Annotated in this window: 9 protein-coding genes; 7 read left to right on the forward strand and 2 right to left on the reverse strand. The window is 70.9% G+C overall.

Annotation, left to right across the window (positions count from 1 at the left end; all coding sequences use genetic code 11):
* Positions 1-193: 193 nt before the first annotated feature.
* Entirely contained in the window at positions 194-1798 is a 1605-nt protein-coding gene (locus ACIRB1_RS37520; protein ID WP_403468676.1) for a Na+/H+ antiporter, read from the reverse strand.
* 152 nt (positions 1799-1950) lie between these two features.
* Here ACIRB1_RS37520 and ACIRB1_RS37525 point away from each other — a divergent pair, with 152 nt between their 5' ends.
* A complete protein-coding gene (locus ACIRB1_RS37525) occupies positions 1951-4464 on the forward strand; it encodes an ATP-binding protein (protein ID WP_403468677.1) in 2514 nt (837 codons plus the stop codon).
* A gap of 51 nt (positions 4465-4515) precedes the next feature.
* On the opposite strand, the gene ACIRB1_RS37530 is transcribed toward ACIRB1_RS37525, so the two are convergent.
* Positions 4516-5055, reverse strand: a complete 540-nt coding sequence (locus ACIRB1_RS37530) for a hypothetical protein (protein WP_403468678.1) — start codon at positions 5053-5055, stop codon at positions 4516-4518.
* 569 nt (positions 5056-5624) lie between these two features.
* Between ACIRB1_RS37530 and kdpF the strand changes: the two genes are divergently transcribed.
* The 6 genes from kdpF (at position 5625) to ACIRB1_RS37560 (ending at position 13534) form a co-directional block, all read left to right on the forward strand.
* Complete coding sequence (kdpF, locus tag ACIRB1_RS37535) at positions 5625-5714, forward strand: K(+)-transporting ATPase subunit F (RefSeq protein ID WP_016434100.1); 90 nt, start codon at positions 5625-5627, stop codon at positions 5712-5714.
* Between the two features lie 7 nt (positions 5715-5721).
* Positions 5722-7386 (forward strand): potassium-transporting ATPase subunit KdpA, encoded by a 1665-nt coding sequence (kdpA, locus tag ACIRB1_RS37540; protein WP_403468679.1) that lies wholly within the window; start codon positions 5722-5724, stop codon positions 7384-7386.
* Positions 7387-7415: 29 nt separating this feature from the next.
* Complete coding sequence (gene kdpB / locus ACIRB1_RS37545; protein ID WP_403468766.1) at positions 7416-9509, forward strand: potassium-transporting ATPase subunit KdpB; 2094 nt, start codon at positions 7416-7418, stop codon at positions 9507-9509.
* 24 nt (positions 9510-9533) lie between these two features.
* On the forward strand, positions 9534-10202 hold the full coding sequence (locus tag ACIRB1_RS37550; RefSeq protein WP_352179575.1) for a potassium-transporting ATPase subunit C: 669 nt from the start codon (positions 9534-9536) through the stop codon (positions 10200-10202).
* Between the two features lie 100 nt (positions 10203-10302).
* Complete coding sequence (locus ACIRB1_RS37555; protein ID WP_403468680.1) at positions 10303-10986, forward strand: response regulator; 684 nt, start codon at positions 10303-10305, stop codon at positions 10984-10986.
* A gap of 1 nt (position 10987) precedes the next feature.
* Positions 10988-13534 (forward strand): DUF4118 domain-containing protein, encoded by a 2547-nt coding sequence (locus ACIRB1_RS37560; RefSeq protein WP_403468681.1) that lies wholly within the window; start codon positions 10988-10990, stop codon positions 13532-13534.
* Positions 13535-13537 lie beyond the last annotated feature (3 nt).

The following is a 13537-nucleotide window of genomic DNA, read 5'->3' on the forward strand; positions in this document are numbered from 1 at the left end:
GGGTTGGGTGGGGGTGGTGGATACCCAGCGTTACGGGGGGCGGGGGGTTTGTCGCCTAGGGGGGTGGGGGGGTCTGTTGGGGGGCGGGTGCGGGTTGTCTGTGGCTGGTCGCGCAGTTCCTCGCGCCCCTGAGGGGTGTCGGCCTTGCGGGGTTCCCGGGGAGGCCGCGCTTTCGATCCTCGTGTCTTTGCTGTTACGCGTCTGTCAGCCTTGCCTCTTCCAGGTCCAGGGAGCGTTGGAGGCGGCGGCGGGTCGTGTCGCTGATGGTGTGGTTGTCGTAGAGGCGCTGTAGTTCGACTGTCTCTACGGCGATCAGGTCGCGGCGGAGCTGGCGGTAGACGAGGTCGGCCGATTCTGCTTGTGGTGCTTGGTCGTTGGGGTCGGAGAGGCGGTCGCGGGCGTCGTCGAGGCGGGCGTTGAGGCCGCGGCGGAGGCGGTCGAGGACGACGTCCGGTACGGCTTCCAGCTCGGCGAGTTCGTCGAGGCGGCGGATGCCCGCGTCGGCCAACCGGCAGCGGGCGGAGGCCTCTTCGCGTTCCGTGTGGTCGGGTTCGAGGGCGATGCCCGAGCGGCGGACGACCGGCGCGAGGGTGAAGCCCTGGACGACGAGGGTGACGACCACGACCGAGGTCGTGAGGACCAGGACGAGGGGGCGGTCGGGCAGGGTGGCGCCGGACTTGGTGACCTCCGGGATCGACAGGGCCGCCGCCAGCGGCAGGACACCCCGGGTGCCCGCCCAGGTCAGCACCATCGGCACCCGCCAATTCACCCTGTGCACCCCGCCCTTGCGCTGCACGACCGCCGACAGCGGCGCGAGCCACAGCAGTCGTACGGCGATCAGGGTGGCCGCCACCGCGAGCGCGTACAGCGGCCATGCCCGGTCGCCGTCGGACAGCGCCCGCACCTGGGCGGGCAGTGCGAGGCCGATCAGCGAGAAGACCACGCTCTCCAGCAGGAACACCACCGTGCCGTAGACGGCGTGCAGTTGGAGCCGTATGCGGGCGTTGGTGAGCCGGTCGCCGCGACCGCCGAGGACGACGCCCGCGACGACCACCGAGGTCACGCCCGAGGTGTGGGCGCCCTCGGCGAGGACGTAGGCCGCGTACGGCGTGACCAGGGAGATCACCGTCTCCAGGACCGGGTCCTCGGTGCGCCGCCGGATCAGGGTGACGACGGAGGCGACGGCCGCCCCGATGACCGTGCCGCCGCCCGCGAGCACGAGGAACTCCCCGCCCGCGGCGCCCCAGTCGGCCGCCGCCGAGGCCACCGCCACGCTCACCGCGACCCGGAACAGCACCAGCGAGGTCGCGTCGTTGAACAGGGACTCGGCCTGCACGAGGACCTGGACCCGGGGCGGCAGCGCGAGCCGGCGGCCCAGCGCGGTGACGGCCACCGGGTCGGTGCTCGCTAGGACCGCGCCGAGCACGAGCGCCATCTGCCAGGACAGCGGGGTCACCGTCGACGCCACCCAGCCGACGGCCGCCGCGGAGGCGAGGACCAGGCCGATCGCGAGGATGCCGACCGGCTTCCACACCGCCTTCAGCTCGCGCCACGACATGTCCTCGGCGCTGGCGTACAGCAGCGGCGGCAGGACGACCAGGGCGATCACGTCCGGGCTGATCACGATCGCCGGGGTGCCCGGCAGCAGGGCCACGGCGAGACCGGCGACCACGAGGAGGGAGGGCGCGGGGATGCGCCAGCGGCGGGCGAACGTCGCGACCAGCGTCGCCAGAACCACGAGTGCCAGAACCGTACCGACGCCGCGCATGCCGTCCCCCTGGGGCTTGGACGAGCCCATGTGGACTCCCCGCCGACCAGACTTCCCGGCACACCGCGCACACCCTAACCCGGCCGGGCGCCGTCAAGACAGTGTCAACGTCCCCGCGGGCGACGCCAGAGACGCGTCAAGAAGCCGGTCCGCGCGGCTGTGGGGCGCTTGTCTGGGAGGCGATGAACGACGTACGACGCGGGCGACTGAAGGTCTACCTCGGGGCGGCCCCGGGTGTCGGCAAGACCTACCGCATGCTCGACGAGGCACGGCGGCGGGCCGCTCGCGGCGCCGATGTGGTGGTGGGGTTCGCCGAGTGCCACGGGCGTCCGCTGACCGAGGCGATGCTCGACGGGCTCGAGGTGGTGCCCCGGTCCCCGTGCGCCTACCGGGGCGGGTACTTCGAGGAGATGGACCTCTCCGCGGTGCTCGCGCGCCGCCCGGAGGTCGCCTTCGTCGACGAGTTCGCGCACAGCAACGTCCCCGGCGGCGGGCGCAACGCCAAGCGGTGGCAGGACATCGACGTGCTGCTCGCCGCCGGCATCGACGTCGTCACCGCCGTCAACGTGCAGCACCTGGCCTCCCTCAAGGACGTCGTCGAGAAGATCACCGGGGTGCCGCAGCACGAGACGGTGCCCGACGACGTCGTACGCCGGGCCCGGCAGATCGAGCTGATCGACATGCCTCCCGAGGGACTGCGGCGACGGATGGCGCACGGCAACATCTACGCGCCGGAGAAGATCGACGCGGCCCTCGCCAACTACTTCCGGCCCGGAAACCTCACCGCCCTACGGCAGTTGGCGCTGCTGTGGGTCGCCGACCGGGTCGACGAGGCCCTGCACACCTACCGCGCCGAGCACGCGATCGGCGGCGTGTGGGAGACCCGGGAACGGGTGGTCGTCGCCCTCACCGGCGGCCCCGAGGGCGACACGCTGATCCGGCGGGCCGCCCGCATCGCCGCGCGGTCCGTCGGCGGCGATCTGCTCGCCGTGCACGTGGCCCGCAGCGACGGACTGGCCGCCGGGGTCTCGCACGCCTCGCTCGCCCGGCAGCGGCGCCTCGTCGAGGACCTCGGCGGCAGCTACCACTCGGTGGTCGGCGACGGCGTCGCCACCGCCCTGGTCGACTTCGCCCGCACCGAGAACGCCACCCAACTCGTCCTCGGCACCAGCCGCCGGGGCCGACTCGAGCGGTTCCTCACCGGTCCCGGCACGGGCGAGACGGTCACCGAACTCTCCGGTGACATCGACGTCCACCGGGTCACCCACGAGCGCGCCGGACGCGGCACCCTGCTGCCGTCCCGTCGCCGCACGCTGTCCACGGCACGCCTGATCGCCGGACCGGTGGCGGGACTCGTGCTGCCGGTGCTGCTCACCGTCTGTCTCGCCCAGGTGCGCGGCACGGTCAACCTCACCAGCGAGGCCCTGCTGTTCCTGCTCGCGGTGGTCGGGGTCGCCTGCATCGGCGGTGTCGCCTCGGCGGTCATCGCGTCGGTCACGGCCTCGCTGCTGCTGAACTACTGGTTCATCCCGCCCATCGGTCAGTTCACCCTGAACGACCCCAACGCCCTTCTTGCCCAGGGGGTGTTCACGGTCGTGGCCGCGACCGTGGCCGCCGTCGTCGACCGTTCGCTACGGCTCTCCCGGCGCTCGGCACGTGCCACCGCCGAGGCCGAGACGATGTCGTCCCTCGCGGGCAGCATCGTGCGGGGCGGCCAGACGATCCCGGCCCTGTTGGAACGCACCCGCGAGACCTTCGGCACCGACTCGGCGGAACTCGTGGGCGCACCACCGGACCACGAGGCCGTCACCACCGTCACCAGCGTCCCCGCGGGCCCCGGCGCCTACCTCGTCCTGCGCGGACGCACCCTCTCCTCCTCGGAGCGCCGGGTGCTCGCCGCCTTCGCCGCGCATGTCGGCTCCGCCGTCGAACGCGCCCAACTCGCCGAGGCCGCCGCCGAGATAGAGCCGGTGAAGGCCGCCGACCGCCTGCGTACGGCGCTGCTGCGGGCGGTGGGACACGATCTGCGGACCCCGCTCGCGGCGGGGTGGGCGGCGGTGACCTCGTTGCGCGGGCGGGACGTCGAGTTCTCGGAGGAGGACCGGGACGAGCTCCTCGCCACCGCCGACGAGTCCATGGCCAAGCTCAGCCGGCTCCTGGAGAACCTCCTCGACCTGAGCCGCCTCGAAGCGGGCGTCCTGCCGCTGAACCTCCGTGTCACCAGCCTGGAGGAGGTGCTGCCGATGGCCCTCGCGGACGTGCCCGATGTGGATCTGCGGGGCGTGGAGCCGATCCCGCCGGTGCTCGTCGATCCGCCGCTGCTGGAGCGCGTGATCGCCAACCTGGTCGGCAACGCGGCGCGGCACACCCCGGCCGGGCGGCGCGTCATGGTCACCGCCAGCGCGCTGGGCGGGCGGGTGGAGCTGAGGGTCGTGGACCGAGGGCCCGGGCTGCCGACCACCGGGCGCGAACGCCTCTTCGAGCCCTTCCAGCGGCTCGGCGACACGGACAACACCACCGGGCTCGGACTGGGCCTCGCCCTCGCGCGCGGCCTCACCGAGGCGATGAACGGGAGCCTCACCCCCGAGGACACGCCGGGGGGCGGTCTGACCATGGTGGTGTCCCTTCCGCAGGCCGACCGGGGGAGCCGGCCGGACCCGGCGACGGCCGGCCCAACACCCCACCGGACACCGTGAATTCGGCCCGCGGCCGTTGCTCCGGCCTCGACACCTTGAACACGGTCCCCGCTATTCCAGGCCGGACACCTTGAACACGGTCTCCGCGGTCTCCCGCTCGACGCGCTCCGCGATCCGCCGCAGCGCCGTCGCCCCGCAGGTGAGAGTGCCGGAGTCGAGGGAGCGGCGGGAGTCCTCGGAGACGCGGTGCCACAGGTCCGGGTTGGTCACCAGCACATCGGGGTCGATCTCCACCCGGCCGCCCAACTCATCGCGCAGCACCAGTCGCTGAGAGATCCCGTCGAGACAGCGCACGGACACCAGCCGGTCGGTGCGGACGCACCGCTCGCGCAGCAGCCCGCGGGAGGACAGCCAGCCCTCGCCCGCCCGGACCCGGGCCGGGTACAGCACCACGAAGAGCAGCACGGCCAGGGCGAGCCAGAGCGCGCCGCGCCAGAGCGTGACGTGCCCGGTCAAGCGGTCGACGACCAGCAGGAGTACGAGCAGCGCGCCCGCGCAGCGGAACGCGTCCCGCAGGTCCCGCCGCCACAGGCGGTCGTGCGCGGACGCGTGGCCGTATGCCTGCGCGTGTGCGTCGTCGGGGCGTCCCATGGTGGCGACGGTAGGCACTCCGGACGTACGAAGCCCGGGCCTTGACGGGACTCTGACGGGCGGCCGGTGCTTCTTGACGCCGTCGCGGCGGCGGGTGATCACGGGCGGTCGCGCCGGTCACACGGCCGGCCCGCCTGCGAGCGCCGTTCGCTGGGCCGCCCGTGTACGGGACGCCCCGGCCGCGCAACCGGACGCCCGGGTCACCGTCCTGATCGCCGAGGCGGAGCCCGTACGGCGGGACACGGACGCCGTGATCTGCCGGCTGCGGTTCCGGCTGTTCCGAGGCCGGGGCGCGGGTCGACGCCGTGAACCGGGCTCGCGGCACCGCCGCGGAACCGTGCCCGCGGGCCGTTCGCGGCAGCGCCGTAAGAGTCCCGTCAAAGGCGTGTGCGCCGCCGTAAGGGACCCGTCAACGGCGGTCGAATCCGGTCAGGGGCGCGGTTACCTCTAAGCGTCCGTTCCATTCGCACCTCATTCCAGGAGCTCACGATGGCCGATCTGGCCTTCGTCGTCACCACGATCGCGGTCTTCGCGCTGGTGGCCCTCGTCGCCAAGGGGGTGACGAAGCTGTGACCGCCGAGAACATCGTCGGCCTCGTCGTGGCCGTCGCCCTGCTGGGCTATCTCGTCCTCGCCCTGATCTTCCCGGAGAGGTTCTGAGTAGCGTATGGGTCCCGTCCTCGCCGGCGTGCTCCAGCTGATCGCCCTCATAGCGGCGCTGGCGCTCGTCTACGTCCCCCTCGGCACCTACATGGCCAGGGTCTACTCCTCCGACAAGCACCTGCGCGTCGAGAAGTGGATCTACAAGGGCATCGGTGCCGACCCGAACACCGAGATGCGCTGGCCCGCGTATCTGCGCGGCGTACTCGCCTTCTCGGCCGTCGGCGTCCTCTTCCTCTATCTCCTCCAGCGCCTCCAGGGCATCCTGCCCGGCTCGCTGGGCTTCTCCTCGGTCAACCCGGCGCAGTCCTTCAACACGGCCGTCTCCTTCGTGACGAACACCAACTGGCAGTCGTACTACGGCGAGCAGACCATGGGTCACGTCGTGCAGACCGCCGGTCTCGCCGTGCAGAACTTCGTCTCCGCGGCCGTCGGCATCGCCGTCGCGGTCGCTCTCGTCCGGGGCTTCGCGCGCTCCCGCACCGGTGAACTCGGCAACTTCTGGGCCGACTTGGTGCGCGGCACGATCCGCATCCTGGTCCCGCTGTCGGTCCTCGCGGCCCTCGTGCTGGTGGCCTGCGGTGCCATCCAGAACTTCTCCGGTATCCATGAGGTCGGCCAGTTCATGGGCGGCCACCAGCAGTTCAACGGCGGCGCGGTCGCCTCGCAGGAGGCCATCAAGGAGCTGGGCACCAACGGCGGCGGCTACTTCAACGCCAACTCCGCCCACCCCTTCGAGAACCCGACCCCGTTCACGAACCTGTTCGAGATCTTCCTGCTGCTGGTGATCCCGTTCGCGCTGACCCGCACCTTCGGCGTGATGGTCGGCTCGATCAAGCAGGGCTACGCGATCCTCGCCACCATGGCCACCATCTGGGTCGGCTTCGTCGCCCTGATGATGTGGACCGAGTTCGCCCACCACGGCGCGGCGCTCCAGGCCGCCGGCGGTGCGATGGAGGGCAAGGAGCAGCGCATCGGCGTCGGCGCCTCCTCGATCTTCGCGGTGTCGACCACCCTGACCTCGACGGGCGCGGTGGACTCCTTCCACTCCTCGTTCACCGGCCTCGGCGGCGGAATCACCATCCTGGGCATGCAGTTGGGCGAGATCGCACCCGGTGGTACCGGCTCCGGCCTCTACGGCATGCTGATCATGGCGGTCATCGCGGTGTTCATCGCCGGACTGATGGTCGGCCGTACGCCCGAGTACCTGGGCAAGAAGATCGGCACCCGCGAGATGAAGCTCGCGGCCTGCTACATCCTGATCACCCCGGCCCTGGTGCTGGTCTTCGCGGCGGCCTCCATGGCGCTGCCGACCCCGCCGCACTCGATGCTGAACTCCGGCGCGCACGGCTTCTCCGAGGTGCTGTACGCCTTCACCTCCGCCGCGAACAACAACGGCTCGGCGTTCGCGGGCTTCAACGCGAACACCGACTGGTTCAACACGACGACCGGGCTCGCGATGCTGTTCGGCCGCTTCCTGCCGATGGTGTTCGTGCTGGCGCTGGCCGGCTCGCTCGCCGAGCAGAAGCCGGTGCCGGTCACCGCGGGCACTCTGCGCACCGAGAAGCCGCTGTTCACCGGCCTGCTGGTGGGGGCGATCCTCATCATCACCGGTCTGACCTACTTCCCGGCCCTGGCGCTGGGACCGCTGGCCGAGGGGCTGGCGTCATGAGCACCCGCACAGACAACCAAGAGGACTCGATGTCCACAGCCACTCCGACCAGGGCGCCGCACAGCGATGTGCCCACCGGTCACAAGGAAGAGGGACGTGTCGGCGCGGGTCTGTTCGACCCGAAGCAACTGGTCAAGTCCCTGCCCGACGCCTGCCGCAAGCTCGACCCGCGGGTGATGGTCAAGTCGCCCGTCATGTTCGTGGTGTGGATCGGCTCGGTGCTGACCACCGTCTTCTCCTTCAAGGACCCGGGCGACTGGTTCGGCTGGACGATCAGCGCCTGGCTGTGGCTGACCGTCATCTTCGCCAACCTGGCCGAGGCCGTCGCCGAGGGCCGCGGCAAGGCGCAGGCCGACACCCTGCGCAAGGCCAAGACCGACACGGTGGCCCGGCGCCTCGACGGCACGGCCGAGGGACAGATCCCCGGCACCGAACTGCGCATCGGCGACCTGGTGGTGTGCGAGGCCGGGGACATCATCCCCGGCGACGGTGACGTCGTGGAGGGCGTCGCGTCCGTCGACGAGTCGGCGATCACCGGTGAGTCCGCGCCCGTCATCCGCGAGTCCGGCGGCGACCGCTCGGCCGTCACCGGTGGCACGAAGGTCCTCTCCGACCGCATCGTCATCAAGATCACGACGAAGCCCGGCGAGACCTTCATCGACCGGATGATCGCCCTCGTCGAGGGCGCCGCCCGGCAGAAGACGCCCAACGAGATCGCGCTGAACATCCTGTTGGCGTCCCTCACCATCGTCTTCCTGCTGGCCTGTGCCACGCTGCCGCCGTTCGCGGACTACGCGGGCACCCACCTCACGATGATCGTGCTGGTCGCCCTGCTGGTCTGTCTGATCCCGACGACGATCGGCGCCCTGCTCTCCGCGATCGGCATCGCGGGCATGGACCGGCTGGTGCAGCGGAACGTACTGGCCATGTCCGGCAGGGCGGTCGAGGCCGCAGGCGACGTGTCGACGCTGCTGCTCGACAAGACCGGCACCATCACCCTCGGCAACCGTCAGGCCTCCGAGTTCGTGCCGGTCACCGGCACCACCGAGGCCGAGGTCGCCGACGCCGCCCAGCTCTCCTCGCTGGCCGACGAGACGCCCGAAGGCCGCTCCATCGTCGTCCTGGCGAAGGAGAAGTACGGCCTGCGGGAGCGCCACCAGGGCGAGCTGTCCCAGGCCGAGTGGATCGCCTTCACCGCGCAGACCCGGATGTCCGGCGTCGACGTGGACGGGCGCAAGATCCGCAAGGGTGCGGCCGGTTCGGTCGTCACCTGGGTCCGCGAGCGGGGCGGCGAGGTGTCCGAGGACGCCGGCGCGCTCACCGACCGGATCTCCGCGGCCGGCGGCACCCCGCTGCTCGTGGCGGTCGAAGACACCGACGGCGCACGGGTGCTGGGCGTCATCCACCTCAAGGACGTCGTCAAGACCGGCATGCGCGAGCGGTTCGAGGAACTGCGCCGCATGGGCATCAAGACCGTCATGATCACCGGCGACAACCCGCTGACCGCCAAGGCGATCGCGGACGAGGCTGGTGTCGACGACTTCCTCGCGGAGGCCACTCCCGAGGACAAGATGGCCCTCATCAAGCGGGAGCAGGCCGGCGGCAAGCTGGTCGCGATGACCGGCGACGGCACCAACGACGCCCCCGCGCTCGCGCAGGCGGACGTCGGCGTGGCGATGAACACGGGCACGTCGGCCGCGAAGGAGGCCGGCAACATGGTCGACCTCGACTCGAACCCGACCAAGCTCATCGAGATCGTCGAGATCGGCAAGCAACTCCTCATCACCCGGGGTGCGTTGACGACGTTCTCCATCGCCAACGACGTCGCGAAGTACTTCGCGATCATCCCGGCGCTGTTCGCGGCCGTCTACCCGGGCCTGGACAAGCTCAACATCATGCACCTGGCCTCGCCCGACTCCGCGATCCTCTCCGCGGTCATCTTCAACGCGCTGGTCATCATCGCGCTGGTCCCGCTCTCCCTGCGGGGCGTGCAGTACCGGCCGGTCAGCGCCGACAGGATGCTCCGCCGCAACCTCGCGATCTACGGCATCGGCGGCCTGATCGCCCCCTTCATCGGCATCAAGATCATCGACCTCCTCATCTCCCTCGTCCCCGGGCTGTAACTCTTCGAAAGCGTGCTGATCGGCATGAACAACTCGGTATCCAACACAGCCCGGTTGCTCTGGGCGGGCCTGCGCGCCCTGCTCGTGCTGACCCTGGTGACCGGCGTCATCTACCCGCTGGCCGTCACCGGCATCGCGCAGGGGATCTTCTCCGGCAAGGCGAACGGCTCGGAGATCAAGGCGGACGGCAAGGTCGCCGGCTCGTCCCTCATCGGGCAGTCGTACAACCTGCCGTCGAAGAGGGGGCAGGAGACCCCGGACCCGGACCTGAAGTGGTTCCAGGGCCGGCCGCAGAACGGTCTCGGCACCAACAGCGTCAACACGCGGTACTCGTTGATCCTGTCCGGCGCCACCAACCTCTCCGCCGACAGCAAGGTCCTCGTCCAGCAGGTGAAGGACGCCAAGGCCGCCGTCATCAAGGACAACTCGGTGCCCGGCTACACGGTCAGGGCGTCCCAGGTGCCCGCCGACGCGGTCACGTCCTCCGGCTCCGGCCTCGACCCGGACATCTCCCCGGCCTACGCGGACCTCCAGGTCCACCGCGTCGCCGAGAAGAACGGCCTGTCCGTCGCCCAGGTGCGGAAGCTGGTCGACGAGCACACCGACGGCCGCACCCTCGGCTTCATCGGCGAGCCGACGGTGAACGTGCTGGAGCTCAACATCGCGCTCAAGTCCCTTGTGACGAAGAGCTGATGGCGTTACACGACCGGCAGGGGAGCCGGCGGCCCGGAAGGGAACCCGGAGCCGCCGACTCCCACCGCCATGCCAGGGACCACACGAAAGGCACACCCCCATGACACGGGTGCTGGTGGTGGAGGACGATCCGCAGCTCGTACGGGCCCTCGTGATCAACATGCAGGCTCGGCAGTACGGCGTCGACGCGGCCCCCGACGGCGCCACCGCGCTCCGGCTCGCCGCCATGCGACAGCCGGACGTCGTGATGCTCGACCTCGGACTGCCCGACATGGACGGCGTCGACGTCATCAAGGCACTGCGCGGCTGGACCCGGGTCCCGATCCTGGTGCTGTCGGCCCGGCAGGCCTCCGACGAGAAGGTCGCCGCCCTCGACGCGGGCGCCGACGACTACATCACCAAGCCGTTCAGCATGGACGAACTCCTCGCCCGGCTGCGGGCCGCCGTCCGCCGCGTCGAGGACGTGCCGCTCGCCCCGACGACCACCCTCGTCACCACCGACGACTTCACCATCGACCTGCTGGCCAAGAAAGCCACGCGCGCCGGACACGACATCCGGCTCACCCCCACCGAGTGGCATCTGCTGGAGATCCTGGTCACCAACCCCGGCCGCCTGATCACCCAGAAGTACCTGCTCCAGGAGGTGTGGGGGGTGACCCAGAGCAACAAGACCAACTATCTCCGGGTCTACATGGCCCAGTTGCGCCGCAAGCTGGAAGGGGACCCGTCGAGCCCCCGCTATCTGATCACCGAGCCCGGCATGGGCTACCGCTTCGAAGGATGACATGGGACGCGGCAAGCTCCGGATCTACCTCGGCGCGGCACCGGGCGTCGGCAAGACGTACGCAATGCTGTCCGAGGCGCACCGGCGGATCGAGCGGGGCACCGACTGCGTGGTCGCCTTCGTGGAACACCACAACAGGCCCCGCACCGAGGTGATGCTGCACGGCCTGGAGGAGATCCCGCGCCGTGAACTCGCCTACCGGGACACGACGTTCACCGAGATGGACGTCGACGCGGTCCTCGCCCGCCACCCCGAGGTCGCCCTCGTCGACGAGCTGCCGCACACCAACATCCCCGGCTCCCGCAACGCCAAGCGCTGGCAGGACATCGAGGAACTCCTCGCGGCGGGCATCGACGTGATCTCGACCGTCAACATCCAGCACCTGGAGTCCCTGGGCGACATCGTCGAGTCCATCACCGGCGTCCGCCAGCAGGAGACCGTCCCCGACGAGGTCGTCCGCCGCGCCGACCAGATCGAGCTGGTCGACATGTCACCTCCCGCGCTACGGCGCCGGATGGCCCACGGCAACATCTACAAACCGGACAAGGTCGACGCGGCCCTCTCCAACTACTTCCGGCCCGGAAACCTCACCGCGCTACGGGAGTTGGCGCTGCTCTGGCTCGCCGACCGGGTCGACGCCTACCTCCAGGAGTACCGCAGCGAACACCGCGTCTCGGCGATCTGGGGCTCTCGCGAGCGGATCGTCGTGGGCCTGACCGGCGGACCCGAGGGCCGCACCCTCATCCGCAGGGCCGCGCGCCTGGCCGAAAAGGGCGCGGGCGGCGAGGTGCTGGCGGTCTACATCTCCCGCAGCGACGGCCTGACCTCGGCCTCCCCGAAGGAACTCGCCCAACAGCGCGCCCTCGTCGAGGACTTGGGCGGCACCTTCCACCATGTCGTCGGCGAGGACATCCCGGCGGCCCTGCTGGACTTCGCGCGCGGCGTCAACGCCACCCAGATCGTCCTCGGGGTCTCCCGCCGCAAGGGCTGGCAGTACGTCTTCGGGCCCGGCGTCGGCTCCACGGTCGCCCGGGACTCCGGCCCCGACCTCGACGTCCACCTCATCACCCACGCCGAGGCGGGCAAGGGACGCGGACTGCCCGTGAACCGGGGCACACGGCTCGGGCGGGCCCGGATCGTCTGGGGCTGGCTGGCCGGAATCGCCGGACCGCTGCTGCTCACCTGGCTGTTGAGCGGCGTCGCCCCCGAAGTCGGCCTGGCCAACGACATGTTGCTCTACCTGTCCCTGACGGTAGCGGCGGCCCTGCTCGGCGGACTCCTCCCCGCACTGGCCTCGGCGGCGGTCGGATCGCTGCTCCTGAACTGGTACTTCACCCCGCCCGTCCACACCTTCACCATCGCCGACCCCAAGAACATCGTCGCCATCGCGATCTTCGTGGCCGTCGCGGTGTCGGTCGCCTCGGTGGTCGATCTCGCGGCCCGCCGCACCCACCAGGCGGCCCGGCTGCGCGCCGAGTCCGAGATCCTGTCCTACCTCGCGGGCAATGTGCTGCGCGGCGAGACCAGCTTGGAGGCGCTCCTCGAACGGGTCCGGGAGACCTTCGGCATGGAGTCCGCAGCCCTGCTGGAGCGCGCGAGCGACGTCGACCCCTGGACCTGCGCGGGCAGCGTGGGACCCCGCCCCTGCCGGAACCCGGAGGACGCGGACGTCGACGTACCGGTCGGCGACCACATGGCCCTCGCCCTCTCCGGCCGCGTCCTCCCGGCCGAGGACCGCCGCGTCCTCGCCGCCTTCGCCGCACAGGCCGCCGTGGTCCTGGACCGCCGCCGCCTCCGCGAAGAGGCCGACCAGGCAAGGGCGTTGGCCGAGGGCAACCGCATCCGCACCGCGCTCCTGGCGGCCGTGAGCCACGATCTGCGCACCCCGCTCGCCGGCATCAAAGCGGCGGTGTCCTCGCTCCGCTCCGAGGACGTCGCGTGGTCGGACGAGGACCAGGCCGAGCTGCTGGAGGGCATCGAGGACGGCGCCGACCGCCTCGACAACCTCGTCGGCAACCTCCTCGACATGTCCCGCCTCCAGACCGGCACGGTCACCCCGATCATCCGCGAGGCGGACCTCGACGAGGTGATCCCGATGGCCCTGGGCGGCGTCCCCGAGGACAGCGTCGAACTCGACATCCCCGAGAGCCTCCCCATGGTCCCCGTCGACAAGGGCCTCCTGGAACGCGCCGTCGCCAACATCGTCGAGAACGCGGTGAAGTACAGCCCGGAGCGAACTCCCGTACTGGTCACGGCAAGTGCCATCGCCGACCGGGTCGAGATCCGCGTCGTCGACCGCGGCCCCGGCGTCCCCGACGACGCCAAGAACCGCATCTTCGAACCCTTCCAGCGCTACGGCGACGCCCCGCGCGGAGCCGGAGTCGGCCTCGGCCTGGCGGTCGCCCGCGGCTTCACCGAAGCTCTCGGCGGCACCCTCGGCGCCGAGGACACCCCCGGCGGCGGCCTCACGATGGTCCTCAGCCTCCACCTCACCCCCGCGCCCACCCTTGCCCCCGCCGAAGGATCCACCTACAGTCCGGCTCCGTAATGT

It is taken from the genome of Streptomyces sp. NPDC096013 (genome assembly GCF_044763565.1).
GTDB lineage: Bacteria > Actinomycetota > Actinomycetes > Streptomycetales > Streptomycetaceae > Streptomyces.

Coding starts and splice junctions, on each gene's coding strand:
- kdpA (WP_403468679.1), top strand. CDS start 5,722: ATGGGTCCCGTCCTCGCCGGCGTGCTCCAGCTGATCGCCCTCATAGCG.
- ACIRB1_RS37530 (WP_403468678.1), bottom strand. CDS start 5,055: ATGGGACGCCCCGACGACGCACACGCGCAGGCATACGGCCACGCGTCC.
- ACIRB1_RS37550 (WP_352179575.1), top strand. CDS start 9,534: ATGAACAACTCGGTATCCAACACAGCCCGGTTGCTCTGGGCGGGCCTG.
- ACIRB1_RS37560 (WP_403468681.1), top strand. CDS start 10,988: ATGGGACGCGGCAAGCTCCGGATCTACCTCGGCGCGGCACCGGGCGTC.
- ACIRB1_RS37520 (WP_403468676.1), bottom strand. CDS start 1,798: ATGGGCTCGTCCAAGCCCCAGGGGGACGGCATGCGCGGCGTCGGTACG.
- kdpB (WP_403468766.1), top strand. CDS start 7,416: ATGTCCACAGCCACTCCGACCAGGGCGCCGCACAGCGATGTGCCCACC.
- ACIRB1_RS37555 (WP_403468680.1), top strand. CDS start 10,303: ATGACACGGGTGCTGGTGGTGGAGGACGATCCGCAGCTCGTACGGGCC.
- ACIRB1_RS37525 (WP_403468677.1), top strand. CDS start 1,951: ATGAACGACGTACGACGCGGGCGACTGAAGGTCTACCTCGGGGCGGCC.